General features: G+C 67.0%; 23 protein-coding genes. 6 read left to right on the forward strand and 17 right to left on the reverse strand.

Annotated features, from left to right (window positions below; all coding sequences use genetic code 11):
• Positions 1-354: 354 nt before the first annotated feature.
• From gyrB to mutM, 8 genes are all read right to left on the reverse strand, one after another.
• On the reverse strand, positions 355-2,772 hold the full coding sequence (gyrB, locus tag CLV77_RS12620) for a DNA topoisomerase (ATP-hydrolyzing) subunit B (protein WP_076979987.1): 2,418 nt from the start codon (positions 2,770-2,772) through the stop codon (positions 355-357).
• Between the two features lie 79 nt (positions 2,773-2,851).
• A complete protein-coding gene (locus CLV77_RS12625; protein ID WP_076979986.1) occupies positions 2,852-3,472 on the reverse strand; it encodes a LysE family translocator in 621 nt (206 codons plus the stop codon).
• Positions 3,469-4,623, reverse strand: coding sequence for a DNA replication/repair protein RecF (gene recF, locus CLV77_RS12630; protein WP_076979985.1), 1,155 nt, complete (start codon positions 4,621-4,623; stop codon positions 3,469-3,471). The genes CLV77_RS12625 and recF overlap by 4 nt, the downstream gene beginning before the upstream one ends.
• A 58-nt stretch (positions 4,624-4,681) precedes the next feature.
• Positions 4,682-5,800 (reverse strand): DNA polymerase III subunit beta, encoded by a 1,119-nt coding sequence (gene dnaN / locus CLV77_RS12635; protein ID WP_076979984.1) that lies wholly within the window; start codon positions 5,798-5,800, stop codon positions 4,682-4,684.
• 123 nt (positions 5,801-5,923) lie between these two features.
• Positions 5,924-7,378, reverse strand: coding sequence for a chromosomal replication initiator protein DnaA (dnaA, locus tag CLV77_RS12640; protein ID WP_076979983.1), 1,455 nt, complete (start codon positions 7,376-7,378; stop codon positions 5,924-5,926).
• Positions 7,379-8,064: 686 nt separating this feature from the next.
• Positions 8,065-8,328, reverse strand: a complete 264-nt coding sequence (rpsT, locus tag CLV77_RS12645; RefSeq protein ID WP_076979982.1) for a 30S ribosomal protein S20 — start codon at positions 8,326-8,328, stop codon at positions 8,065-8,067.
• Positions 8,329-8,436: 108 nt separating this feature from the next.
• The gene (locus tag CLV77_RS12650; RefSeq protein ID WP_076979981.1) at positions 8,437-9,213 is read right to left on the reverse strand and encodes an enoyl-CoA hydratase; all 777 of its coding nucleotides are present in this window, start codon (positions 9,211-9,213) and stop codon (positions 8,437-8,439) included.
• Positions 9,214-9,277: 64 nt separating this feature from the next.
• Entirely contained in the window at positions 9,278-10,141 is an 864-nt protein-coding gene (mutM, locus tag CLV77_RS12655; protein ID WP_076979980.1) for a bifunctional DNA-formamidopyrimidine glycosylase/DNA-(apurinic or apyrimidinic site) lyase, read from the reverse strand.
• A 78-nt stretch (positions 10,142-10,219) separates the two neighbouring features.
• On the opposite strand from mutM, the gene ubiE reads away from it, so the two are divergent.
• Together ubiE and ubiB are read left to right on the forward strand one after the other, a co-directional pair.
• A complete protein-coding gene (ubiE, locus tag CLV77_RS12660) occupies positions 10,220-10,972 on the forward strand; it encodes a bifunctional demethylmenaquinone methyltransferase/2-methoxy-6-polyprenyl-1,4-benzoquinol methylase UbiE (protein ID WP_076979979.1) in 753 nt (250 codons plus the stop codon).
• A complete protein-coding gene (gene ubiB, locus CLV77_RS12665; RefSeq protein WP_076979978.1) occupies positions 10,973-12,502 on the forward strand; it encodes a 2-polyprenylphenol 6-hydroxylase in 1,530 nt (509 codons plus the stop codon).
• 18 nt (positions 12,503-12,520) lie between these two features.
• On the opposite strand, the gene CLV77_RS12670 is transcribed toward ubiB, so the two are convergent.
• On the reverse strand, positions 12,521-13,441 hold the full coding sequence (locus CLV77_RS12670; protein ID WP_083707782.1) for a phosphotransferase family protein: 921 nt from the start codon (positions 13,439-13,441) through the stop codon (positions 12,521-12,523).
• 130 nt (positions 13,442-13,571) lie between these two features.
• Entirely contained in the window at positions 13,572-14,480 is a 909-nt protein-coding gene (gene trhO, locus CLV77_RS12675; RefSeq protein WP_076979977.1) for an oxygen-dependent tRNA uridine(34) hydroxylase TrhO, read from the reverse strand.
• Between the two features lie 148 nt (positions 14,481-14,628).
• On the opposite strand from trhO, the gene pncA reads away from it, so the two are divergent.
• Positions 14,629-15,237, forward strand: a complete 609-nt coding sequence (gene pncA / locus CLV77_RS12680) for a bifunctional nicotinamidase/pyrazinamidase (protein WP_076979976.1) — start codon at positions 14,629-14,631, stop codon at positions 15,235-15,237.
• A 1-nt stretch (position 15,238) separates the two neighbouring features.
• Positions 15,239-16,531 (forward strand): nicotinate phosphoribosyltransferase, encoded by a 1,293-nt coding sequence (pncB, locus tag CLV77_RS12685; RefSeq protein WP_076979975.1) that lies wholly within the window; start codon positions 15,239-15,241, stop codon positions 16,529-16,531.
• On the opposite strand, the gene CLV77_RS12690 is transcribed toward pncB, so the two are convergent.
• The 7 genes from CLV77_RS12690 to CLV77_RS12720 form a co-directional block, all read right to left on the reverse strand.
• Positions 16,528-17,547: a phosphotransferase enzyme family protein gene (locus CLV77_RS12690; protein WP_143815130.1), complete on the reverse strand. Its 1,020-nt coding sequence runs from the start codon at positions 17,545-17,547 to the stop codon at positions 16,528-16,530. The two genes, pncB and CLV77_RS12690, sit on opposite strands and share 4 nt — an antisense overlap.
• The gene (locus tag CLV77_RS12695; RefSeq protein ID WP_076979973.1) at positions 17,544-18,794 is read right to left on the reverse strand and encodes an aspartate aminotransferase family protein; all 1,251 of its coding nucleotides are present in this window, start codon (positions 18,792-18,794) and stop codon (positions 17,544-17,546) included. Before CLV77_RS12695 ends, CLV77_RS12690 begins: the two co-directional genes overlap by 4 nt.
• Position 18,795: 1 nt before the next feature.
• Entirely contained in the window at positions 18,796-19,218 is a 423-nt protein-coding gene (gene arfB, locus CLV77_RS12700) for an alternative ribosome rescue aminoacyl-tRNA hydrolase ArfB (RefSeq protein WP_076979972.1), read from the reverse strand.
• Positions 19,219-19,655: 437 nt separating this feature from the next.
• A complete protein-coding gene (locus CLV77_RS12705; RefSeq protein WP_170043965.1) occupies positions 19,656-20,495 on the reverse strand; it encodes an esterase-like activity of phytase family protein in 840 nt (279 codons plus the stop codon).
• A 50-nt stretch (positions 20,496-20,545) separates the two neighbouring features.
• Complete coding sequence (gene mepA / locus CLV77_RS12710; protein WP_083707781.1) at positions 20,546-21,463, reverse strand: penicillin-insensitive murein endopeptidase; 918 nt, start codon at positions 21,461-21,463, stop codon at positions 20,546-20,548.
• Complete coding sequence (locus CLV77_RS12715) at positions 21,460-22,806, reverse strand: MFS transporter (RefSeq protein WP_076979970.1); 1,347 nt, start codon at positions 22,804-22,806, stop codon at positions 21,460-21,462. Before CLV77_RS12715 ends, mepA begins: the two co-directional genes overlap by 4 nt.
• A gap of 137 nt (positions 22,807-22,943) precedes the next feature.
• Positions 22,944-23,480, reverse strand: coding sequence for an acyl-CoA thioesterase (locus CLV77_RS12720; protein WP_076979969.1), 537 nt, complete (start codon positions 23,478-23,480; stop codon positions 22,944-22,946).
• 208 nt (positions 23,481-23,688) lie between these two features.
• Between CLV77_RS12720 and CLV77_RS12725 the strand changes: the two genes are divergently transcribed.
• Together CLV77_RS12725 and recQ are read left to right on the forward strand one after the other, a co-directional pair.
• Positions 23,689-23,976, forward strand: coding sequence for a YggT family protein (locus CLV77_RS12725; RefSeq protein ID WP_076979968.1), 288 nt, complete (start codon positions 23,689-23,691; stop codon positions 23,974-23,976).
• A 114-nt stretch (positions 23,977-24,090) separates the two neighbouring features.
• On the forward strand, positions 24,091-26,151 hold the full coding sequence (recQ, locus tag CLV77_RS12730) for a DNA helicase RecQ (protein WP_076979967.1): 2,061 nt from the start codon (positions 24,091-24,093) through the stop codon (positions 26,149-26,151).
• Positions 26,152-26,158: the final 7 nt, after the last annotated feature.

Below are 26,158 nucleotides of genomic sequence, written 5' to 3' on the forward strand. Positions count from 1 at the left end.
CGTCTGATCCCCGGGAAATCAAGCATGGCGGTGAGGAAGCGGGCGAATCCCCCATCAGCCGCGGATCCCGCCCCAATCTTGCCCACGAATTACCCCGCCCCCTCCGCGTTCGGATCACCTTCTGACCCTGATTGACTGCGATAAGGATCCCATAGCGATGAAGCGCTAACCCCGGTGTCGTGGATTTATTGCCCCCACCCAGCCTGCGGCACCGGGGACCTTACAAACCAAAAGCCTCGGCCCTCCCGGCCGGGGCTTTTCGCTTTCAAGCCCCCGAAAACAGCCCCCCGAACGAAAAACGGCGCGCAGGAGATGCGCGCCGCTTGGCATGTCGGGTAGGGCCGAAGTTTGGCCTCAGGCGTCCAGATTCTCGACGTTGAGGGCGTTGGTCTGGATGAACTCGCGCCGGGGTTCGACCACGTCGCCCATCAGCTTGGTGAAGATGTCGTCGGCCTCGGCCAGGTCCTCGATGCGGACCTGCAACAGGGTGCGGGCCTCGGGGTCGAGGGTGGTTTCCCACAGCTGGTCGGGGTTCATCTCTCCTAGGCCCTTGTAGCGTTGCAGCGACAGGCCCTTCTCGCCCTCGGTCAGGATGGCGTCCAGCAGGTCGACGGGGCCATAGATCAGCTGCTCGCGGTCCTTGCGGACCAGCTTGGCGGGCTTGTCGTAAACCTCCTGCAGCGCATCGGTCATCTGCCCCAGACGGCGGGATTCGCCCGAACGCAGGACCTGCCCGTCAAGGGTGCGGACCTCTTCGACCCCACGCAGGGTGCGGTTCAGGCGCAGGCCACGATCCTGGGTCTGGCGGCCTTGCCAGCCACGCTCGTATTCCACGGCGATCAGGTCCAGACGCTCGGCCACGCGGTCGGCGGTGCCTTGCAGATCGGCATCCACCACACCGGGCTTGAAGGCGCCGGCGATGGCGGCCTGTTCAAGGATGTGGGACGGGTAGTGGGTGGGGAAGGCCTGAAGGATGCGCCGGGTCTGGCGGGCCTCTTCGACGACGCGGGCCAGATCCTGACCCATGATCTCTTCGCCCGTGCCAAGGCGCAGGACCGCGCCATCGACACCCTGCTGGATCAGGTAATCCTCCAGCGCGGTCTGGTCCTTCAGATAGACCTCGGACTTGCCGCGGGCCACTTTGTAAAGCGGGGGCTGCGCGATATAAAGATAGCCCCCCTCGATCAGCTCGGGCATCTGGCGGAAGAAGAAGGTCAGAAGCAGCGTGCGGATGTGGGCGCCGTCGACGTCGGCGTCGGTCATGATGACGATCTTGTGGTAGCGCAGCTTCGAGATGTCGAATTCGTCTCGGCCGATGCCGGTGCCAAGCGCCATCACAAGGTTGCCGATTTCCTGACTGCCAAGCATCCGGTCGAAACGGGCGCGTTCCACGTTCAGGATCTTGCCGCGCAGGGGCAGCACCGCCTGGGTGCGCCGGTCGCGACCGGTCTGGGCCGAGCCGCCAGCGCTGTCACCCTCGACCAGAAACACCTCGGTCTTCGAGGGGTCCTTTTCGGAACAGTCCTTCAGCTTGCCGGCCAGAAAGTTCACGTCCATCGCCGACTTGCGCCGGGTCAGTTCGCGCGCCTTGCGGGCGGCCTCGCGGGCCATCGCGGCCTCGACGATCTTGCCGACGATCTGGCGGGCCTCGTTGGGGTTCTCCTCGAACCACTCGGCCAGCTTTTCGTTCATCAGACCCTCGACCGCGGGGCGCACCTCGGAGGAGACAAGCTTGTCCTTGGTCTGAGAGCTGAACTTTGGATCCGGCACCTTCACCGACAGCACGCAGGTCAGACCCTCGCGGGCGTCGTCGCCGGTGAACGAGATCTTCTCTTTCTTGGCGATGCCGCTGGACTGGGCGTAGTTGTTGATGGTGCGGGTCAGCGCGCCGCGGAAACCGGCCATGTGGGTGCCGCCGTCGCGCTGGGGAATGTTGTTGGTGAAGGGCAGCACCGTCTCGTGGTAGCTGTCGTTCCACCACATCGCGACCTCGACGCCGATGCCGTCACGCTCGCCCGAGACATAGATGGGCGCATCCATCACCGGGGTCTTGGAGCGGTCGAGATATTTCACGAACTCGCGCACGCCGCCTTCGTAGACCAGTTCGGTGCGCAGGGGCTCGGCGGGGCGCAGGTCCTCCAGCACGATCTTCACGCCCGAGTTCAGGAAGGCCAGTTCGCGCAGGCGATGCTCCAGCGTCTTGAAAGAATATTCCAGGTTCGAGAACGTGTCGGTCGAGGCCAGGAACCGCACCTCGGTGCCCTTGCGGCCGTTGGCGTCGCCAACGACGGTCAGATGCTCGGCCGTGTCGCCCCGCTCGAACCGGGCGTAATGCTCCTTGCCGTCGCGCCAGACCCGCAGTTCCAGCCAGTCCGACAGCGCGTTCACCACCGAGACACCCACCCCGTGCAGACCGCCCGAGACCTTGTAGGAGTTCTGGTCGAACTTACCGCCCGCGTGGAGTTGGGTCATGATGACCTCGGCCGCCGAGACGCCCTCTTCCTCGTGGATGCCGACCGGAATCCCGCGCCCGTTGTCGCTGACGGAAACGCTGCTGTCGGCGTGGATCCGCACGGTCACGGCGTCGGCATGACCGGCCAAAGCCTCGTCGATGCCGTTGTCGACGACCTCGTAGACCATGTGATGCAGGCCGCTTCCGTCGTCGGTATCGCCGATATACATGCCGGGGCGTTTGCGGACCGCCTCCAAGCCTTTGAGAACCTTAATGGAATCGGCGCCGTATTCTTCGGCGTTTTGCAGCTGTTCGGCCATGCGGACCTTCCTTGTGAACGTCCCGTTTTTATACGGGGGCCGGCCGGGAATGTCACGCCTTCACCCCTATATTTCGCGGTTATGCGAAGGGGATGACACAACCTACGATAATCAGCAGCCCCCCGGCGATCAGATTGGTCCGTCGCAGGGCGCGCGGGCTGCTCAGAAGGGCGCGGGCGCGGCCGATGAACACGGCCAGCATCAGGTTGCCGACAAGAGGCACCATGAAGCTGAGGGTGCAGATCGCGACGATGTCCGCCGCCCGCAGGCCGCTGAGATCGAAGAACCCCGGCAGCACCCCCATGTAGAACAGGATCGCCTTGGGATTGCCCAGGATCACCGCCAGCCCAGCGACAAAGCCCGCCCACATGCCGGGACGGGTAAGGCGGCTGTCGGTCGCGATCGACCGGTCGGCGTGGCGGATCAGCATGCCGCCCATCACCAGGAAGACCCCGCTGGCGATCCAGCGCATGATGGTCATGAAGCCCTCGAACGTGTCCACGATCCAGACCGCGCCCAGCACCGCCAGCAGCGGCCACAGGACATCGCCCACCACGACGCCCATTGCCAGCGGCCAGGCGGCGTGGAACCCGCCGGACATGGCGCGCGCGGTCAGGGCCACCCAGACCGGGCCGGGGGTCAGGAACAGCACGAAAAGCGCCCCTGCATAAATGGCAAGCTGTGCGATGGTGACAGTCATGGCCTCTCCTCGGGCGAGCGGTCGTCAGGCAGACGGGCAAGGATCCGCGTGGTGCTGGCGCCGTCGGTCTCGTCGACCGCGACCGCCATGGCCCGGTCGCCCACGGCGCGGAACAGTCCGGGCTCGGTCCCCGTCATGAAGGCCTGGGCCCCCAGGCCGGTGATCTCGTCGTAAAGGGCGGCGCGCCGGGCCTCGTCCAGGTGGGCCGCCACCTCATCAAGAAGCAGGATCGGCGGCGCGTCGAGCCGGGCCGAGAGTGCCCGCGCATTGGCCAGGATCAGCGAAATCAGAAGCGCCTTCTGCTCGCCGGTCGAGCAATGGCGCGCCTCCATGCCCTTGGCTTCGTAGATGGCGACAAGATCGGCGCGGTGGGGTCCGACCAAGGTGCGACCGGCCGCCATGTCGCGGGCGCGGCCGCGGGCCAGCGCCTCCCGCAGGGACGCTTCGTCCATCGCCGGGTCTTCAACGCCCTCCTGCCCCGCCTCCTCCATCCGAAGTTGGGCGGTCGGAAAGGCGGTTGTGGCGTCGGTCTGGGCCAGGCTCAGCGCGGTAAGCGCCTCGGCACGGTTCTGCCGGATCTCTGCGCCCAAGCGCGCCATCTGGGATTCCAATGCGCCATACCATGCCGGGTCGCGCGCTTGGTCCTTCAGCAGGCGGTTGCGTTCCCGCATGGCCTTTTCATAGGCCAGCGACGCCTCACCATGGGCAGGCTCGAAACTCAGTGTGACGCGGTCGAGAAAGCGGCGGCGCCCCTCGGCCCCCTCGATCCACAGCCGGTCCATGGCCGGGATCAGCCACAGGATACGGATCATCCGGCCCAAAGCCATCTGCGCAGCCGGCTTCTCGTCGATTGACAGGGTGCGGGGGGTGCCGGCCTCGGACCGCATCGCGATTTCATGGCTAACGCCCGGCCCGGTCAGCTCGGCCCGCAGTTTCCAGCCCAATGCCTCGGGCTTGCGGGCGATCTCTTCCATCGCGGCGCGGCGCATTCCGCGCCCCGGCGACAGCAGGGATATGGCCTCGAGGATGTTGGTCTTGCCGGCCCCGTTCGGACCAAAAATCGCGACCGGGCGCCCGTCAAGCGCCAGGTCCAGCGTGCGGTGCGAGCGGAAGCGCGACAGCGACAGGTGGCTCAGGATCAACCGACTCATGTCGCGGGCGCCCCTTGGCAGGCCGGCGGGCCGGCATTCCCTCCGGCGACGCCCGGCGTCAAACGCGCATCGGCATCACGACATAGACGGCCGAGCTGTCGTTGCCCTCGCGCATCAAGGTGGGATCGCCCGAGGAGTTGAACATGAAGACCGCATTCTCGCGGTCCACCTGGCTTGCGATCTCAAGCAGGTATTTGGCGTTGAACCCGATCTCGAGCTTCTCGTCGGCATAGGCGACGGCAAGCTCCTCTTCGGCGGCGCCGCTGTCGGGGGCGTTGACCGACAGGATCAGCCGGTCCTCGTCCAGCGACAGCTTGACGGCGCGCGAACGCTCGGAGCTGACGGTCGCGACACGGTCGACGGCCTTGGCGAATTCCTGTGCGTCCACCTCAAGCCGGCGAGTGTTGCCCATCGGAATGACCCGCGTGTAATCGGGGAAAGTCCCGTCGATCACCTTGGAGGTCAGCGTGATCTCGGGCGTGGCGAAACGGACCTTGGTCTCGGAGACCGAGACCGCGATCTCGGCGTCGTCATCGTCCAGCAGCTTGCGCAGCTCGCCCACGGTCTTGCGGGGCACGATGACGCCGGGCATGTCGGCGGCCCCTTCGGGCAGCGGCGTGTCGATCCGGGCAAGACGGTGGCCGTCTGTGGCCACACAGCGCAGCATGCGGCCATCCTCGGCCTCGGCGACATGCATGTAGACGCCGTTCAGGTAATAGCGGGTCTCTTCGGTCGAGATGGCAAACTTGGACTTGTCGAACAGGCGCCGCAGCACCGGGGCGGGCGCGCTGAAGTTCGACTGATACTCCGACGAGGCCATGACCGGAAAATCTTCCTTGGGCAGGGTCGCCAGCGCGAAGTTCGAGCGTCCGGCCTCGACCGTCAGGCGGCCCGAGGTGCCGTCGTCGGTCAACTGAACCAGCGCCCCGTCGGGCAGCTTGCGGACAATCTCGTGCAAGGTGACGGCGCTGACGGTGGTAGCGCCGGGGCGTTCCACATGGGCGACGGTCTTGTCGACAACCTCGATATCCAGGTCGGTCGCCCGGAAACTGACCGAGTTCGCGTCGGCTTCGATCAGCACATTGGCCAGGATCGGGATGGTGTTGCGGCGTTCGACCACCGATTGCGCCTGTGCCACGGCCTTCAGAAGCGTGCCGCGTTCGATGCTGATCTTCATTTTGATAGTCCCTCGTGCTGCCGGGGCCGGCAAGGTATCCGAAAATACCGGCGGCTCAAGCTTATTTTCCGGACTGTCCGACGTTCAATCAGGGGCGTCAAGGGGTGCGCGGGCACCCCCCGATCATGCCTCGAGCATGCGGCGCAAAAGTTCCACATCCTCGTCGATCTGGTTGTCGATCGACCGCAGCTCCTCGATCTTGCGGACCGCGTGCAGCACCGTGGTGTGGTCGCGACCGCCGAAACGCCGGCCGATCTCGGGCAGCGACCGCGAGGTCAGCTGCTTGGCGAGATACATCGCCACCTGGCGCGGGCGGGCAATGGTGCGCGTCCGCTTGGGGCTGAGGATGTCCGACATGCGGATGTTGTAATGCTCGCTGACCTTGCGGATGATTTCGTCGATCGTGACCTTACGGTCGCTGGCGCGCAGAATGTCGGCCAGGCAGTCCTGGGTCAGGTCCAGCGTGATCTCGCGGCCCACAAGAGAGGCGAAGGCGAAGAGGCGCGTCAGCGCGCCTTCCAGCACCCGCACGTTGGTCGAGATGCGATGCGCCAGGAATTCCAGCACGCCGTTGGCGATATCCAGTTGCGGATAGTCGCGGCGATACTGCTCGACCTTGGACTGCAGGATCCCGAGGCGCAGTTCGTAGTCGGTCGGGTGCAGGTCGACGACCAGACCCCATTGCAGCCGCGAGCGGATGCGCTCGTCCATGCCGTCCATCTCCGAGGGCGAGCGGTCGCCCGAGATGATGATCTGCCGGCCCTGATCGACCAACGCGTTGAAGGTATGGAAGAATTCGTCCTGGGTGGAGTTCTTGCCGGCGATGAACTGAACGTCATCCACCATCAGAACATCGACCGAGCGGAATAGCTGTTTGAAATCCATGGTCGAGCGGTCGCGCAGGGATTGCACGAAGCGGTACATGAACTGTTCAGCCGAGAGATACACGACCTTCTTTTCGGGGCTGCGGGCCTGAAGCTCCCACGCGATGGCGTGCATCAGGTGGGTCTTGCCGAGACCGACGCCGCCATAAAGGAAAAGCGGGTTGAACGTCACGGGCCCCGAGGAGGCAACCCGCCGCGCGGCGGCGTTTGCCAGCTCGTTCGGCTTGCCGACGACGAAGCTGTCGAAGGTGAAGCGGGCATCGAGCGGCGCCCCCGGGATCTCGTCGGTGACCGAGGCGGCGCTGGCTGGCACGGTGGCGGTGCGGGTGGTCGTCGCGGCCTCGTCCATGTCCCCGTCCTCGGGGTCACGGCCGGCGCGTGCGGCCTGGGCCTTGCCCGCGGGGGCATCGCCCGCCGTGGCGGCACAGGCCTGGTCGGCGCTGGCCTGGGCCGGCGGTGCAACAACGAAACGCAACCGTTCCACAGCCTCGCCCTCAGCCATCAGGTGCTGGCGGATCTGATCCCCGAAGTTCCGCGACACCCAGTCGCCGATAAAGACGGTCGGAACGCCGAAGGTCACGACGCCCGCCTCTTCCTTCAGAAATCGAAGCGGCTTGATCCAGGTTGTGTAATTGTTGTTCCCCACCGACCTTTTCAAAAGCTTGCTAACACGTCCCCAAGTGTCATCGGTCATTTTTTATAGCCCGTTTCTTTATTGTGCAGGACCGCCCCAAACAGCGATCCCCGGGCCTTCCATCCGATGAGGCCCCCCAGGTGTTCGTGCAGGTTCACACCACTGTCACAAGCCGCCGCTACGTTGACGCATGTGGCGGCGGGCCTTTTGCAGCAAAGGCCCCGACCACCACACTGGCAGCGCGCAACGTCCTGTCCCCGGCCCTGCACGCAGAGATGATCGACGGGATGACCCGTCGAGACCTCTCGGCGTTCGGACCGCGAACCGCGGCTTCAGGGGACACTTCGGAAAACCTCGTCCGTTCCGTCAGCGCATGCTGACGGCGACGCTCCGACATAGACGAGCAGACTACAAAAAACCGCACCGACAACAGCAAGCGCAAAGCCTTTGGCGGCTTTCGATCCCGCCCGACCTGCTCAGGAAAATCCTGTGCCTGGCCGCGCGACTTGCCCGCGCTCGTTAACTGTCCCCCAAGACAACGATGTGAATCGCAAGACCAAGCTAGCAAGCCGTGCACGGCACAGGCAACTGATCTTCACGCTTGACTCAGAGGGTTGTGGAAACCGAATCCGATGGGCGTTGCCAAAGGCCCACAGTTGCATGCGCTTCAACCGCGGGATGAACGAAAAAAGGGCGCTAACCATATGGTTGCGCCCGAATTCCGGATCTTCAAAATCTGTCGGCGATCAGGCCAGGGCTTTGACCCGGCTGTTCAGGCGCGACATCTTGCGCGAGGCGGTGCTCTTGTGCATCACGCCTTTGGTAACGCCGCGCATCAGCTCGGGCTGGGCCTGCTGAAGGGCGGTCTTGGCGGCATCCGCGTCGCCGGAGGTAATCGCTTCCTCGACCTTGCGGAGGAAGGTCCGGATCCGCGAACGGCGGGCCTTGTTCACGTTCTGGCGGCGCTCATTCTGGCGCGCGCGTTTTTTTGCCTGAGGCGAGTTAGCCATGGTTGCGCTGTCCGTTCTGTTCGGGTCACGATCTATTCAGAAGTGGCGCTTCTAGGGGCGACTCGGGTTCGTGTCAACAGCAGCCGCCGCGCGCCTGTGAATTTTGGCCTATTTATCGCGAAACTGCGGTTCGCGCTTCTCGACAAAGGCGTTCATCCCCTCTTTCTGGTCCTCTGTGGCGAACAGCGCGTGGAAGACGCGGCGTTCGAACAGAAGCCCTTCGGAGAGCGTGGTTTCATAGGAGCGGTTGACCGCTTCCTTGACGACCATGGTGGTCAGGGCGGATTTCTCGGCGATCTTCTGGGCCGCCGCGGTTGCCTCTTCGATCAGGCGCTTGGCGGGCACGACGCGGCTGACCAGGCCAGAGCGCTCTGCCTCCTCGGCATCCATGAACCGGCCTGTCAGGTGCATTTCCATTGCCTTGGACTTGCCGACAAAGCGGGTCAGACGCTGGGTGCCGCCGATTCCCGCGACAATGCCCAGGTTGATCTCAGGCTGGCCGAACTTGGCCGTGTCGGCGGCGATGATGAAGTCGCACATCATCGCCAGCTCGCAACCCCCGCCCAGCGCATAGCCCGCGACCGCCGCGATGATCGGCTTGCGACAACGCAGGATCTGGTCGGTCTCGGCTGAGAAGAGATCCTCCGTGAAAACATCGACAAAGCTTTTCTCGGCCATCTCGGTGATGTCGGCGCCGGCGGCAAAAGCCTTCTCGGATCCGGTCAGGATGGTCACACGCACCTTGTCGTTGACCTCCATCGAGCGCAGGCAGTCGGCCAGCTCGGACATCAGTTGCGCGTTGAGGGCGTTGAGCGCCTCGGGGCGGTTCAGCCTCACGATGGCGACGTGATCCTCGATCTCCACATTCAGCGTCTCGTAAGCCATGGCACGCCCCTTCCTTCGCTTTTGTCAGACCCGATTCCTTAACATTCGCGCGGGCCGGTTCAAGCTATCTTTGGCATTGCGCGCAATAGAAGGTCGATCTGCCTGCCTGCGTGATTCGACGAATACGCGCCCCGCAGCCGGGGGTCGCACAAGGCTGGTCCTCGCGGCCATAGACCTGGAAACTGTGCTGGAAATAGCCCAGCTCCCCGTCCGCCTGCCGATAATCGCGCAAAGAAGAGCCCCCCGAGGCGATCGCCTCCTGAAGCACCTCGCGGATGATCGGCACCAGCGCCTCGGCGCGGGCGGACGACAGGGCGCCGGCCTTGCGACGGGGCGAGATCCCGGCGCGAAACAGCGCCTCGCAGACATAGATGTTACCCAGGCCCGCGACGATTCCCTGATCCAGCAGCGCCGATTTGACGGGCGTATTCCGCCCGCGCAGACGTTCGGCCAGGTAAGTCCCCGAGAACCCGTTCCCCAGGGGTTCGGGCCCGATAACCGCCAGCAGGGGGTGCCCCTCCAGCCCCTCGGTCGGGGCAAGGTCCATCGACCCGAACCGGCGCGGATCGTTGAAGGTGATCCGCGCGCCCCCCTCCATGTCCAGCACGACGTGGTCGTGCTTTCCGGGCGCGGAATGGGCGTGGTGGAACTGACCCGGGCCATGCCGTTCCTCGTCGATCGAGATCAGCATCCGCCCGGACATGCCCAGATGCACGATCAACGTCTCGCCCGTCGACAGGTCCAACAGCAGGTATTTCGACCGCCGCCGCAGGCGCAGCACCTCGGCGCCCGTCAGGCGCTCGGCCATCCGTTCGGGGAAGGGGCGGCGCAGATCGGGGCGGCGGACGTCGGCCCGCAGGATCCGCCGACCTTCCATCACCGGTTCCAGTCCGCGCCGGACGGTTTCGACCTCGGGAAGTTCGGGCATGGGGTTCGGACCTTCGCATTGTAACGGCGGAGCGGCGTCCTATAAGAAGGGTGTGTTTCAGCAAACGGCAAGGCCCGGATGACCGACGAGCAGAAGAATACGACGCATTTCGGGTTCAGAACCGTCCCCGAGGACGAGAAGGCCGGCATGGTGCACGGCGTCTTCACCAATGTAGCCTCGCGCTACGATGTGATGAACGACGTCATGTCCGGCGGGGTCCACCGGCTGTGGAAGGACGCGATGATGGACTGGCTGGCGCCGCGTCCCGGCCAGCGCCTGCTGGACGTGGCGGGGGGCACGGGCGACATCTCGTTCCGGTTCCTCGACCGGGCGGGCGATGCCGAGGCCGTGGTGCTGGACATGACCGAGCAGATGCTGGTCGAGGGCCGCCGCCGCGCCGAGGCCGGTGCCCGCGCCGACCGCCTGTCCTGGATCGTCGGCGACGCCATGCAGCTTCCGTTCGAGGATGACAGCTTCGACGTCTACACCATCAGCTTCGGCATCCGGAACGTGACCCGCATTCCCGACGCCCTGTCCGAGGCCTACCGCGTGCTCAAGCCCGGCGGCCGTCTGATGGTGCTGGAATTCAGTCAGATCCCAAACCCGGCGATGCAATGGGCCTATGACCGCTATTCCTTCAACGTCATCCCGGCCATGGGCCAGGTGATCGCCAATGATCGCGACAGCTATCAGTATCTGGTGGAATCGATCCGCAAGTTTCCCGACCAGGAAAGCTTTGCCGCGATGATCCGCCAGGCAGGATTCGGCCAGGTGAAATACCGCAACCTCACCTTCGGGGTGGCGGCGCTGCACTCGGGCTGGAAACTCTAGGTGCGCGGGCCGCACAACCTCTGGCGTCTGGTCCAGACCGGCGCCACGCTGGAACGCACCGGGGCGATGGGCCCCGTGCTCGAGGCGTTTCAGGCCCCGCCCCGCATCCGCCTTCTGGTGCGGCTGCTGGCCAAGCCGTTCGGCTTCCTGGGCCTGCGCGGCGACACCAGCCTGCCGCCCGTTCCACGCGCCCTGACCGCGCTGGGGCCCGCGTTCATCAAGTTCGGCCAGATCATGTCGACCCGCCCCGACGTGGTCGGCGACGAACTGGCGATGCAGCTGCGCTTTCTTCAGGACAAGCTGCCGCCCTTCCCGCTGGCCGAGGCGAAGCGCACGATCGAGGTCGAGCTGGGCGAGCCGTGGGACGCGCTGTTCAGTGAGATCAGCGAGCCCATCGCGGCGGCCTCCATCGCCCAGGTTCACAAGGCCCGCCTTGCCACCAACGGCGAGGAGGTGGCGATCAAGGTCCTGCGCCCGGGGATCGAGCGGGCCTTTCGCAAGGACATCGACGCCTTCTACCTGGCGGCCCGGACGGTCGAGATCCTGTCGCCCGCCTCGCGCCGGCTGCATCCGACCGACGTGATCCGCCATTTCGAGGGCGTCGTCATGGGCGAGCTGGACATGCGCGTCGAAACCGCCGCCTGCGCCGAGTTCGCGGCCAACACCGGCGGTGACGCGGGCTTTGCCGTGCCGACCACGGATTACGTCCACTCGGCCCGCCGGGTGATGACGATGGAATGGATCGAGGGGGTGCCGCTGGGCGACATCGCCGCGCTGGACGCCGCCGGTCACGACCGCGAGGCTCTGGGCGACCGGGTCCTGCAACTGTTTCTCAGCCACGCGCTGCGCGACGGGTTCTTCCACGCGGATATGCATCAGGGCAACATGAAGGTGGCCGCCGACGGCACAATCGTGGCCCTGGACTTCGGCATCATGGGCCGGATCGACGAATATACCCGACGGGTCTATGCCGAGATCCTCTATGGCTTCATCCGCAAGGATTACCGACGCGTCGCGGAGGTCCATTTCGAGGCAGGCTACGTGCCCCCCGACCGCGACATCGACGAGTTCGCCCAGGCCCTTCGCTCTGTCGGAGAGCCGATTTTCGGCATGGACGCGACCCGGATCTCAATGGGCCGGCTGCTCAGCTACCTCTTCGAGGTGACCGAGCGTTTCGGGATGGAGACGCGGACCGAGCTGATCCTGCTGCAACGGACCATGGTGGTGGTCGAGGGGGTGGCGCGCTCGCTCAACCCCCATATCAACATCTGGCAGGTGGCCCGCCCAGTGGTGGAAAGCTACATCGCCGAATCCATCGGTCCCCGGGCCTTCGCCCGCGACCTGATGCTGACCGCCCGGGTGCTGGCCCGGTTCGGCCCGCGCCTGCCTGTGCTTGCCCAGGAAGCCCTGCAACGACAAAGCCAGCCGCGCGAGGTCGAGGTGCAGATGGGCAGCATCCACCCGATCCTGTGGTTTGCCGCCGGGGCAGTGACAACCCTCGGCTCGGCCTGGCTGATCAGCCTACTTTAGAGCCGCTTTCGCAGTCGTTCAAAGACCGGCGGCGGCCAGCTCCGCCGTCATCGCCTGCCGTGCGCGGGCGGGGTCCCCGCCGGGCCGAACACCGCGCCAGGCGCAATAGACTGCCATCCGCCAATGCAGCAGCGCTGACCAAGCCCCCAACCGTTGCCGCACCCCGGGCTCGGGGTAAACCGCGATCAGGGCCTGCCGCTCGGTCTTCTCCAGCGGCGCGCGGCCATAGGTGATCTGCATCGCGGGCGAGAGGGCTGTGGCAAGATCCAGCACCGGGTCGCCCGATGCCGGACATTGCCAGTCAACCAGCGTGACCTGCCCGTCCGCCCCCTCGATCGCGTTCGCGGCGACGGGATCCCCGTGTAAAAGAGCCGGTTTCGATGGGGCCAGCCCGCTGGGTGCGGGCAGATCCGGGCGCCGGGACCGCAGGTCCGCCGCCAGGTCCGCCGGCAGTTCGGCCAGCATGGGGGCGCATTGATCCGACAGCGCGCGCGGCCCTTGGGGTGCCGGCGGCAGCCACGCCGGCGGGTTGAGGGCATGAACACGCGAAAGGGCCTTTATAAGAGCCGCATTCGGCCGTGCCAGGGGCCTTCCCGCCGCTTTCCGGTAAAGGATCGCGGGGCGGGCATCGCCGGCTTGCCCGGCCTTCACCTCGGCCAGCAACCCGGGCGCCAGACCGTTTGGGGACAGGTGCCGCAGGATCGCGGCCTCGGCCCCGGCGTCATTGGCAAAGAGGGGCGTGGCGCCATCCGGGTCGTAGGATTTGCAGATCACGTCGCCCGCCGCCCAGACCCGGTTTGTGCGTCCCCCGGTCAGCAGCTGCCAGGGCCCGGCGTCGGGTTCCAGCCAGGGCGCGGCCAGCCGGGCCAGCGCCGGCGGGGGCGCGGCGGCGTCCAGGGGCCTCGGCGCGGCCGGGGCGGGAAGGGCGGGGTCGAACAAAGGCGCCTCCTGTCGGGCCCGGGGCCCTGTAGGCCGTTGCGACGAGCGCGCCGAAGCTACGGTCGGGCAGCGATGCGCGCAAGGGTGGGGCCGTCTAGGAAAGCGCCCGGCAATGCGCGACGGCGCGGCCTCAGTCGGGGCTGCCCAGGTGCCGCTCCCCCCGTTTGCGAGCCAGGGCGATCTGGCGCTGGCGCTCGCGGAACCGCTCCCGGTCCGCTTCGGAGAACTGGTCGACACATTGGTGGCACTGCACCCCCGCCTCGTATTCCGGGCGGCCCAGGTCAGGCATTGCAAGCGGGCGGCGGCAGGCATGGCACAGCACGTGGCTGCCCTGTTCCAGCCCGTGGCCCACGGAAACCCGCTGATCAAAGACGAAGCATTCGCCCTGCCAGCGGCTGTCCTCGGCCGGGACCTCCTCAAGGTATTTCAGGATGCCGCCCTTGAGGTGAAAGACCTCATCCACCCCCTCGCCTAGCAGGAAGTTGGTCGATTTCTCGCAACGGATACCGCCGGTGCAGAACATGGCCACGCGCTTGTTGTGGAACCGCTCGCGGTTGGCGCGCCACCAGGCAGGAAATTCGCCGAAACTGCGGGTGCCGGGGTCGACCGCGCCCTCGAACGTGCCGATCCCCACCTCATAATCGTTGCGGGTGTCGATCACGACGACGTCTTCCTGACCGATCAATTCGTTCCAGTCAGCCGGCGCCACATAACGCCCCACCGCCGCCGTCGGGTCGACATCGGGCTGGCCCATGGTGACGATCTCGCGCTTGAGGCGCACCCGCAGCCGCAGGAACGGCATCTCCTCGGCGTGGCTTTCCTTCCACTCCAGCCCGGCACAGCCCGGCAGCGCGCGCAGATGGGCGATCAGCGCGGCGATACCCCCCCGCGATCCGGCGACCGTCCCATTGACCCCCTCGGGGGCCAGAAGCAGCGTCCCGCGCAGGCCGTGGCCCTCGCAAAGCGCGCGGATCGGTGCGCGCAGGGCGTCAGGGTCGGAGAATCGGGCGAAGTGGTACAATGCGGCAACGGTGATCATGGCTGCGATCTACGCAGCCGCGCGCCGTCAGGCAAGGGCACGCAGCGGACGGCGACAGCCCAGATGCGGTCCGGATCGGGCAATCTGCCGCCATTGACGCCATGGCAAGGGCCTCTTAACCAGTTAACGCAGCCTGAGGGAGACAGCCATGCGACCCGCCAACGAAGCCCTGATCGTCATCGACGTGCAGTATGATTTCTGTCCGGGCGGAGCCTTGGCGGTCGAGGATGGGGATGCCGTGGTCGCGCCCATCAACCGCATGATGGACGAGTTTTCCGTTCGCGTCCTGACCCAGGACTGGCACCCGGAGGGGCATTCGTCCTTTGCCTCGCAGCATCCGGACAAAGCGCCCTTCGATGTCACCGACATGCCCTACGGCCCACAGGTGCTGTGGCCCGACCATTGCGTCCAGGGATCCGACGGCGCGCGCCTGCTGCTGGACCTGCACACCGACCGGGCCGACATGATCCTACGCAAGGGCTTTCGCCCCGATGTGGACAGCTATTCCGCCTTTTTCGAGAACGACCATGAAACCCCGACGGGGCTGGACGGCTACCTTGGCAGCCGCGGCGTCGACAGCGTGACGATCGTCGGGCTGGCGACGGATTTCTGTGTCCTCTACTCGGCGCTAGATGCTGCTCGGCTGGGATACCGCGTCCGGGTCGTTGAAAGCGCCTGCCGAGGGATCGACCTTGACGGATCCCTCGAGGAGGCGCGGGCCGCAATGCTGGCCGCCGACGTCGTGCTGGAGCGCTGAGATGGTCGATATCGCCGCCCGGGTCTATGACCACCGCTGGAAGATCGACCCGATCGTACGGTCGCTGATCGACACGGATTTCTACAAGCTGCTGATGTGCCAGTCGGTGTTCCGCAACCGGCCCGAGGCGAATGTCACCTTCAGCCTCATCAACCGCTCCAAGCAGATCCGCCTGGCCGACATCGTCGACGAGGGCGAGCTTCGTGAGCAACTTGATCACATCCGTTCGCTGTCGCTGACGCGCGGCGAGTCGACCTGGCTGCGCGGCAATACCTTTTATGGCAAGCGCCAGATGTTCCGCCCCGATTTCATGGAGTGGTTCGAGGCCCTGCGCCTGCCGCCCTACCACCTGGAAAAGCGCGACGGGCAATACGAGCTGACGTTCGAGGGCAAGTGGCCCGAGGTCATGCTGTGGGAGATCCCGGCGCTGGCCGTGCTGATGGAACTGCGGTCGCGCGCGGTGATGCAGGACATGGGCCGGTTCGAGCTTCAGGTGCTTTATGCCCGGGCGATGACCAAGCTGTGGGAAAAAGTCGAGAAGCTGCGCGAGGTGCCGAACCTGCGCCTGGCCGATTTCGGCACCCGGCGGCGCCATTCCTTCCTGTGGCAGGATTGGTGCGTGCGCGCCATGGTCGAGGGGCTGGGCTCGAAATTCGTCGGCACCTCGAACTGTCTCATCGCCAAGAACCGCGACCTCGAGGCGATCGGCACCAACGCCCACGAGTTGCCGATGGTCTATGCCGCCCTTGCCGACAGCGACGCAGAGCTGCGCCAAGCCCCCTACCGGGTGCTGGAGGAATGGCAGGAAGAGCATGACGGCAACCTGCGCATCATCCTGCCCGACACCTATGGCACCGCCGGTTTCCTGGCCGGGGCCCCCGACTGGCTGGCATCCTGGACGGGGATGCGCATCGACAGCGGCAGCCCCGAAGAAGGGGCCGAGGCCGCAATCGCCTGGTGGCAGGCCAAGGGCGAGGATCCCCGCAAGAAGCTGGTGATCTTTTCGGATGGGCTGGACGTGGACCGGATCGCCCAGTTGCAGGCCCGCTTTGCCGGCCGCGTCCGGATCTCCTTCGGCTGGGGCACGCTGATGACCAACGACTTCCGCGGGCTGGTGCCGGGGGACGCGCTGGCGCCCTTCAGCCTGGTGTGCAAGGCGGTCGCCGCGAACGGCCGCCCGACCGTCAAGCTGTCCGACAACCCCAGCAAGGCCATGGGCCCGCCCGAGGAGATCGAGCGTTACAAGCGCGTCTTCGGCGTCGGCCACCAGAAAGCGATGGAAGTGCTGGTCTAGGGATCGCGCCCCACGAACGCCGCCGCCGTCTCGATGGCGCGGCGGCGATAGACCTCCATCTTCCAGTGGCCGGGATGCAGGCGGGGCACCACCCAGCCCAGCGAGGCACAGCAGCGCAGCATCACGAACATGGGCAGGTCCCGCCGGGCATTTTGAGGCAGCGGGCGCGCGTCCTCGTACCCCTCCAGAAGCGCCGCCGCCAGATCGGCGGCGTGGGGGCTGTCGAGCGATTGGGTCAGGGCCACGCCCAGGTCGTACATGCGGTATCCGAACCCGCCGTCATCATAGTCGATCAGGCTAAGCCCGGGCGCGTCCCCCTCACCATGGGCGAAGATGTTCTCGCGCAGGGGATCGGCGTGGATCAGGCCGAAATCAGGCTCTTCACAAGCGTCCAGCACGGCGCGGGCCTTGTCACGGGCTTCCTGCAACAGGGTCATTTCCGCGGCCGAGAGGCTGGGGTTTTCCCAAAAGCGCCCCCAATGGGGGGCCTCACCAAGAAGTCCATCCGCGTCCCAGCGCGGGCGGTCCAGATCCGCGCCCCCCTCGATCCGGTCCGAGGTGGCGTGAAGACCCGCCAGCAGCGCCCCGATCCGACGGTGCAGCGCGCATTGCGCGGCCAGATCGCCGGTCAGCGGGGCCTCGCCGCTGCCCAGCGGCGCGCCCTCGACCCAGGCGATCAGCGTGGCAAGACAGCCCGCGTCCGCCGGCAGGACCAGCGGGCCGTCGCGGGTCGGGATCGGCGCGGGCGCAGCGAAGCCCAGCCGCGACAGGGCGCCGGTCCAGGCCAGTTCGGCCGCGATCTCCGAGGCGGTGCGATAGCCGGGACGATGCAGCCTCAGGGCCGCGCGCCGACCGTCCGACAGGCGGACGTCGAAAACCGCGTTCTCGCGGTGGGCGATGAGTGACGGCGGCTCCGCCACCCCGCCCCACTGCGCAAGCACCTTGCCCGCGATTGCATCAAGATCCAGCTCCGCCATGTCGGTGACACCTGCGCCCGGCCCTGCACCCCCGCTCATGGCGCGACCTCGTCCAGCGCCTCGGTCAGGGTCGCGATCATCAGGTCGGCGTGGCCATGGTCGAACACCATCGGCGGACGGATCTTCAGGATGTTCCCCTCGGGGCCGATCCGGTTGAGGAGCACGCCGCGCCGGCGCATCGCCTCGACGAGGTCGGCGGTCGCGTCGCTGGCCGCGCTTCCATCCGCATGCCGCAGCTCGGCCCCGAAAAACAGGCCCCGGCCTCGCAGCCCGGCGATCAGCGGGTGGCCGATGGCCGCCAGCCTTTCGCGGGCATAGGCGCCCACGTCCCGGGCCTTCGTCACAAGGTCCTCGTCCTCGATCACCGACAGGGTGGCATTGGCGGCGGCGGCGCTGACCGGGTTGCCGCCGAAGGTGTTGAAATAGCCGAATGCACCGCGAAAGGCCGCCATGATGTCGGGCCGCGTCATGACCCCGGCGACCGGGTGGCCGTTGCCCATGGGCTTGCCCATGCTCACTGCATCAGGCGCGATACCCAGAAGCTCATGTCCCCAGAAATGGCTGCCGACCCGGCCGAACCCGGCCTGCACCTCATCGCACAGGACCAGGCCGCCGGCCTTGCGCACAGCCGCGACCGCCGCGTCGGCATAGCCGGGCGGCACGTCGGGAAACCCCTCGTTGGCGAAGATCGGGCACAGCATCAGGCCGGCCAGGCCGTGACCGGCCTCTTCCAGCTCCTGGGCCGCGCGGGCCACGCTGCTTGCGAAGGCCTCGGCGTCGACATCGCCGCCGGGGGCGGGGACCAGGCGGATGTTTCCGGCATAACCACCGACGGGCGGGCGCCGGGTCGAAAGCTGGCTCACCAGGGCGGTGTTGCCGTGATAGGTCGCGTCGGTGGCGATGAAGCCGGTGCGCCCGGTCGCGGCCTGGGCCATGCGCATGGCCACGTCATTAGCCTCGGACCCGGTGCAGACCGGGACCATCTGGCTGAGGCCGTGGCCGAAACGGGCGCCCAGCCGCTCGACATAATCCAGGATGCCGCGATGCAGATAGCGCGAGTGGGTGTTGAGCGTGCCGGCCTGCTTGGCAATGGCCGCGACAACGCGGGGGTGGCAATGACCGACATGGGCCACGTTGTTGTAGCAATCCAGGTAGCGGCGGCCGTCGGCATCCCACAGCCAGACCCCTTCGCCGTGCACCAGTTCGACCGGGTCGCGATAGAAGGTCGGAACCGAGGGGCCAAGCAGCCGTTCGCGCCGTTGCAGCAGGGTTTCCGTCTGGTTCATCTCATTCCTCGCCGGTGACCTTGCCGCGCAGGGACTTGACCGTGCCGCGTTGCGCCTTGGCGGCCAGGCGCCGCCGCTCGGACCCTTTGGTGGGGCGGGTCGGGATACGCCGCTTGGGCTTGACCGTGGCCATGCGGATCAGGTCGGCCAGCCGGTTGCGGGCATCCTCGCGGTTGCGGGCCTGACTGCGGTGGCTTTCGGCGCGGATCACCACCGCCCCGTCGGTCGTCCAGCGCCGTCCGGCCAGACGCCGCAGTCGGGTCTTAACGGGTTCGGGCAGGTTGGGACTTCGGGCGGCCTCGAAACGCAGCTCGACGGCGGTCGAGACCTTGTTGACGTTCTGCCCGCCGGGACCCGAGGCGCGGGTGAACTGCTCGGTCAGCTCCCAATCCTCGATGGTGATCCTGTCGTCGATCCTGAGCATCCTGTCGTCCCGCCTGTCGCCGTCTTGTCATCGCGTGTTCGTTGCGCCTGTCCCGATGTGGACCCGCGCGGGCCCGAGGTTACCGCCCCCTCAAGGCGAAGACCATCGTTGGCGCGTCATGTCGCAGCGGCGGGAGGGGCCCGCCTGAATCGCAAAGGGCCGCCCGTTGCCGGGACGGCCCTTCCGAGAATTCCGGAGGCAGGGTCGGTCGATCAACCGATCTGCCGGGGCGGTCTCACACCGCTGGGGCTGCCCTAGCGGCGCGCCTCCCCGACTGTTCCGACACCTCTCTCCAATACCTCTCTCGACACTGGATCACCTCCTTTCAGAATGTTTCGGTCACAACTTGAAGGTGGGGTCGAAATCCTTCCGTGTCAAATCTTTCCGTGCGATTTCCCTCACGTCACTTTCCGCTGCCGCAAGCGGGCCGCGCCGACCTAGCGGGGCAGCGCGTATTCGACGATCTCGGTGCGCTGGAAGAAATTCTCGTTGTCATCCGAGATCAGGGTCATCCGCATCCCTTCCGGCGCCTGCCAGATCGCCATGCCCTCGAGGTTGTCGCGCTCGGTGCGCGGGGTTTCGAGGATGACCGTCTCGTGGCTGAGCGCGTCGCCGCGTAGCTCGAACCGGCGCACCCGGGAGGCAAAGCCCCCCAGCAGGCTGAACGAGCGTTCGAGCAGGTAGAACCGCCCGTCGGGACCGATCGCCGCCTCGGTGACAAGAAAGTCGCCGCGCTGGGGAATGGTGAAGGGCGTGTCCCAGTTGCCCCGTCGGTAGCGATAGACCTGAAAGGCCGTGCCGCCCACGTTCGGAGCCTCGGGGATGGTGTAAAGCGTGCCGTCCGGCGCCCGCGCCAGCGCCTCGAGCGACTTGTTGATGGGAAGCCCCTCGAAATCCTTGTGCCGGGGCAGCCAGGCTGCCTTGCCGCCGGGGCGGGCATAGGTCCAGACCCGGTGGAACCCCTCGAACGAGATGTAGAGCCGCCCGTCGGGCCGCACCGCCAGCCCCTCGCTGTCGGCGCGAAACCGGGTCAGCCCTTCGCCCTCGGTGCCCAGCAGGGGCACGAAACTGTCCAGGCGCGCGCCGGTGATGCGCCCCTTTGCGTCGCGACTCAGCCGCCCCTGCCCCAGCCTGCCGCGATCGGAAAGCACGGTGAAGGCCAACCCGTCCGAGCCCATGGCAAGCGCCGAGAAGCCGCCGAAGCCCTCGACGGATGATTGCCAGGTGAAGGCCGACAGAAGCTGCGCCTTGCCGTTGGCAAGGGCATCTGAGGACATCGGGGGCAGGAGGGCCAGGACCAGCGCAAGCGCCAGTCCCCGGGCCGCGCCTAGCGCCCTTGAAGGACGGTCGAGCATGCGTTGGGAAGATCCGCCAGAACCAGCTCTCGCCGGGGTTTCGGTTTGGGGGCGTTGGGATCGGGCGGGGGCGGGTTCAGGATGTCGTTGACCCATTTGCGCGCGTCCTCGCAGCCGTCGCCCGGAGGCGGGGGGGCCTGGTTCTCGCAGCCACGCGCGCCAGGCGGGCAACTCAGGCGGACATGGAAGTGATAGTGATGTCCCCACCACGGGCGGATCTTGCGCAACCAGGCGCGGTCGCCCTTCTCGTCATTGCACATCTGCACCTTGGCGCCAGGGAAGATGAAGATCCGCGCGACCCGGGGGTCGCTGGCCGCGGCCTTCAGAAGCTGGTGGTGCTGGGGTGTCCAGTTATTGTTGACGAAGGCGCCCTGGTTGCGCCGCAGCGAGATCGAGGAGATCTGCTCGCGCTGGCTCTGGCTCAGGCGCAGAGTGTCGGGCGGCAGCAGCCAGATATCCGCATCAAGCCCGATCTGATGGCTGCGGTGGCCGCTCGACATCGGCCCGCCCCGGGGCTGGCTGATGTCACCGACGTAAAGGCCGCCCCAGCCCGGAAGCTGGGCCGCCTTGCGCGACAGCTTGTCGATGTAGTCCAGCATCTGGGGGTGGCCCCAGTTGCGGTTGCGGCTGAGGCGCATCGCCTGCCAGGTGCGCCCGGTCTCGGGAAGCTGGCTGGCGCCCGCGATACAGCCCTTGGAATAGCTGCCGAAAGGCTCTGCCCGGTGGTTCGAGGCGGTGGGCTTGGCGCTGAACAATTCCTTGGCCAGGGGGGCCGCGGCGGCGGGGGCGGCAAGGCCCAGGCAGATCGCGGCGACGGCACCCAGCCGCGCAACGCAGCGCCGGACCCCGCTGGGCAGGGACCGGACAGGTCGGGAATTTCTCGGGGTCATTTCTGCTGCTCTCCCTCGGGTTTCACCCAGCGTAGCAGGGCCAAACCCGCAAGGAAAAGGACAATTACGGGCACCACGCCGATCCGCTGACTTCCGCTCAGGGCGGTGACGGCACCGATCATCAGCGGCGCCAGGAACGAGGTCGCCTTGCCCGCCAGCGCGTAAAGACCGAAGGCCTCGGTCATGCGGTCGGGATCGGCCTGATGCACCAGCATCGTGCGCGATGCCGATTGCAACGCGCCCCCTGCCGCACCGATCACCGCCCCCAGCCCGTAGAAGACGATATCCGGCAATGCGCTGCCCGCCGGCAGGCCGATGCCGAAGACGCTGTCGCGAGAGACCAGCACCACCGAGACAGAGGCCGCCACCAGCAGCAGGATGCATGTCAGGATCACCGGGCGCGGGCCGAACCGCCGGTCCGCGCGCCCACCCAGCCAGGCAAAGATCGCCCCCGAAACGGCGGCCAGGATGCCGAAGACACCGATGTCGATCACCGACCAGCCCAGAACCCCGGCGGCGTAGATCCCGCCGAATGTGTACATGCCGTTCAGCGCGTCGCGATAACTCATGGAGGAGGCGAGATAGGCCATCAGGCTGGGGCGGCGCGGCAAGGTGCGCAATGTCCGGGCCAGGCCCGACAGGGCGGCGCCCACGACCTCGCCCAGTGGCTGGCGGGCGGCGGGGGCTGGACGGGCCTCGCGCACCCACAGGAAGAACGGGATCATGAAAAGCGCGTACCAGATCGCCACCAACGGCCCCACCGACCGCGTCCCCTCGCGCAGCGCGGGATCAAGCCCGAAAAGCGGCGGGCGGCCCAGAAGGGTGACGCCGGCCTCGTTCTCGGCCAGCAGCAGCAGCATCAGCAGCAGGCTCAGCACACCGCCCACATAGCCCAGCGCCCAACCCGATCCCGAGATGCGCCCGATCTCGCGGCGCGGACCCAGCCCTGGCAGAAGGGCGTTTGTGAAGATCGTCGCGAACTCCATCCCGATGAGGCCCAGCGCGAAGAGGACCAGCACCGGCCAGACATGGACCATCCCCGGCACCGCCCACCACAGGCCGAAGGCACCAACGAAATAGAGGGCCGAGAACAACCAGATCCATGGCATCCGCCGACCGCTGCTGTCGGCAAGCGCCCCCAGAACCGGCGCGAGCAGCGCGATAACCAGCCCCGCCATCCCGATGGTCAGACCCCAGAGCGATTGCGCCCGCACCGGGTCGCCCAGCACGCCCGAGGCGAAGTAGGGGGCGAAGATGAAGGTCAGCAGCAGGGTGTTGTAGGGCTGGCTGGCCCAGTCGAACATCATCCACCCGAAGATCCGCCTGCGTGCCGTCCGGTCCATGCCATTCCCCTGTCGCCCGTTGGGGCAAGTAAGACAGGCTTCGACCCCGGCCCGCAACCCGGCGCAGACGCAGACCCGGGGTCTCGTGGCCGCAGGGCGCCGCAGGTGGCGCGCGAAGGGGTCCCGCCCCCGTCTTGTCAGTCGCGCAAGGTCATCGGTGGCCAGGGGCGCAGGTCTTCGGCCTCGCTCCAGGCGCGGGCCCAATCTTCCAACGCGGGCAGACGGGCCAGTTCGGGCATCACCTCGACCGCGCGCTCGGGCGGCACGATGTGGCCGTCGGTCATCGCGATACGCAGCAACGCGTGCGAGCAGGCATCGCCACGCACGCGGATCGACTGTTCGACGTAGAAGAAACGGCGGTCCATGCTGGCGATGCGGCTGCGCATCTCCATCCGGTCCCACATCTGCACCCGGCGGCGGTATCGCACGGTCGAGCCTGCGACGGTGAAGCCCCAGCCGTTGCGCCGCAGGGCGTCCACCAGGCCCATCCGCTCCATCATGCCCAACCGGCCCAGGTCGAACATCGTCATGGTGCGCCCGTTGTTCAGCTCGACCCAGGGATCCAGGTCCCAGGGCCAGCAGATGTGGTGCGAGACATGGATGTCGGTGACACCGATCGGCGGCTGGCTGCGGGCGATGCTGCGGCTGCGCATCATGCGGAAGAAGGGATACATCGCGGGTCTCGCTCCTTGGACTGGCTGGCGCAAAGCGCGCCTTCCGGGCTGGGCCCTAAGCCCGCCAAGGTCAAGACCCGCGTGACGGAAACCACGCGCCCTGGCCCCTTTGCCCGCCCGTCAGCTTGCCAAGCTGCCCTCGCGCCCTTACCTCTGCCCGCGAACACCGGCCGCCTGTTCATGGGCGGCGCAGCAAGGAACGCGCCCCATGCTCTCGCTTCTCCAAGCCCTCGACCTCGTGCTCAGCGTCGTCTGGTTCTTCATGATCGCCCACCTGATCATGAGCTGGCTCATCACCTTCCAGGTGCTGAACCTGGCCCAGCCCCTGGTGGCGCAGATCTGGTACGGGCTGAACCGCCTGCTGGAGCCCGTCTACGGGCCTATCCGCCGGATCCTTCCCAACATGGGCGGCCTCGACCTGGCGCCGCTGGTGGCGCTGATCGTGATCATCATCCTGCGCAACACGATCCAGAACAACATGTACGCCTTCGCCTGACGGGGCGGCCACCCGTTCGCGGGAAGGGGCCGATCGCCCCGGCTTGCCCTTGTTCAGGATTCCTTAGTGTGAAATCCTGAACCTCAGAGCAGCACCAACAGGCAAAAGCAGGTCATGGACGGATCCACACCCCCGCCCGATACCGGGGCGATTCTATCCTCGGTCTTCGGGTTCGACGCGTTCCGCCCCGGCCAGGAAGAGGTGGTCGAGGCCGTCCGCGCCGGCCGCAACACCCTGGCGATCATGCCCACCGGCGGCGGCAAATCCCTGTGTTTCCAACTTCCTGCCCTCTGCCGGGGCGGCGTCACCGTCGTCATCTCGCCGCTGATCGCGCTGATGCGCGACCAGGTCCGCGCCCTGCGCGAGGCCGGGGTCGAGGCCGGCGCACTGACGTCCGGCAACACCGACGAAGAGAATGACGAGGTGTTCCGCGCCCTTGACGAGGGGCGGCTGAAACTCCTCTACATGGCGCCGGAACGGCTGGCCTCGGGGGGGACGCACGCGCTTTTGCAGCGGATCGGCTGTGGCCTGATCGCCGTGGACGAGGCCCATTGCGTAAGCCAGTGGGGCCATGACTTCCGCCCCGACTACCTGCGCATCGGCGAGCTGAAGCGCGCCCTCGACGTGCCGCTGGCCGCCTTCACCGCCACCGCCGACGCCGAGACCCGCGACGAGATCGTCCGCCGCCTCTTCGGCGCCGAGATGCCCGAGATCTTCCTGCGCGGGTTCGACCGGCCGAACATCCACCTGGCGTTTCAGGCCAAGGACGGCCCGCGCCGGCAGATCCTGGATTTCGCGGCTGCCCGAAAGGGACAGTCGGGCATCGTCTATTGCGGCACCCGCGCCAAGACCGAGACCCTGTCGAAAGCCTTGGCCGATGCCGGGCACAGTGCCTGCTACTACCACGGCGGCATGGATCCCGAGGATCGCCGCCAGGTCGAACGCCGCTTCCAGCAGGAAGACGGGCTGATCGTCGTGGCCACCGTCGCCTTCGGCATGGGCATCGACAAACCAGACATCCGCTGGGTCGCACACGCCGACCTGCCCAAGTCGATCGAGGCCTATTACCAGGAAATCGGCCGCGCCGGGCGCGACGGCGCCCCGGCCGAGACGCTGACCCTTTTCGGGCCCGACGACATTCGCCTGCGCCGCAGCCAGATCGACGAAAGCGTCGCCCCGCCCGAACGCAAGGCGGCCGACCACGGGCGGCTGAACGCGCTGCTGGGCCTGGCCGAGGCGCTGCGCTGTCGCCGCACCGTCCTGCTGGATTACTTCGGGGAGGCGGCGGAGCCTTGCGGCAACTGCGACCTCTGCGCTACCCCGCCCGAGGTGTTCGACGGGACCGAGGCTGTCCGCAAGGCGCTTTCGGCGGCGCTGAGGACGGGCGAGTATTTCGGTGCCGGCCACCTGATCGACATCCTGACCGGCAACGCCACCGAGAAGGTCCGTCAGCGCGGCCACGACGCCCTGCCAACCTTCGGCGTCGGGCGCGAGTTCGACCGCCGCCAGTGGCAGGCGATCTTCCGGCAGATGATGGGCCGCGACCTGATGCGCCCCGACCCCGAGCGTCACGGCGCCCTGCGCATGACCCATGCCGCCCGGCCCCTCCTGAAGGGCGAGGCCGGGATCGAGCTGCGCCGCGAAAGCCTGACGGCCGCCAGCCGCAGCCGCCCCGCCGTCAAGGGCCTGGTGAACGAGGAGGACGCGCCGCTGCTGTCGGCGCTGAAGGCCAAGCGCCGTGCCCTCGCCGAACAGGCGGGCGTGCCGGCCTATGTCATCTTCAACGACCGAACCCTGATCGAGATGGCCGAGAAGCGCCCCCTCGATCGCGACGCGATGACCGGCATCACCGGGGTCGGCGCCAAGAAGCTGGAGCGGTACGGCGACGCCTTCCTGACCATTATCCGGGGCGAGGCCCCCGACGAACAGCACCCCCGCCGCCGCCGCATGGCGGGCACCGGCGCGGGTGAGCTTTACGACCGGCTGCTGGAGGTCCAGGCCGATCTGGCGCGCGGCCCCGACGGGCTGGACAAGCCCATGAGCTGTTCGGCCGCGCAGCTCGCGCGTTTGGCAGAGCATCGCCCCCGCGACGCCGCCGGCATTGCCCGCATTCTGGGTGAGCGTCGGGCCGAACGGTTCGGTGGAGCTTTCCTGGAATTGATCGAGGCTGTTTGAGGCTGTC

The sequence above is a fragment of the Brevirhabdus pacifica genome (assembly GCF_002797755.1).
GTDB lineage: Bacteria > Pseudomonadota > Alphaproteobacteria > Rhodobacterales > Rhodobacteraceae > Brevirhabdus > Brevirhabdus pacifica.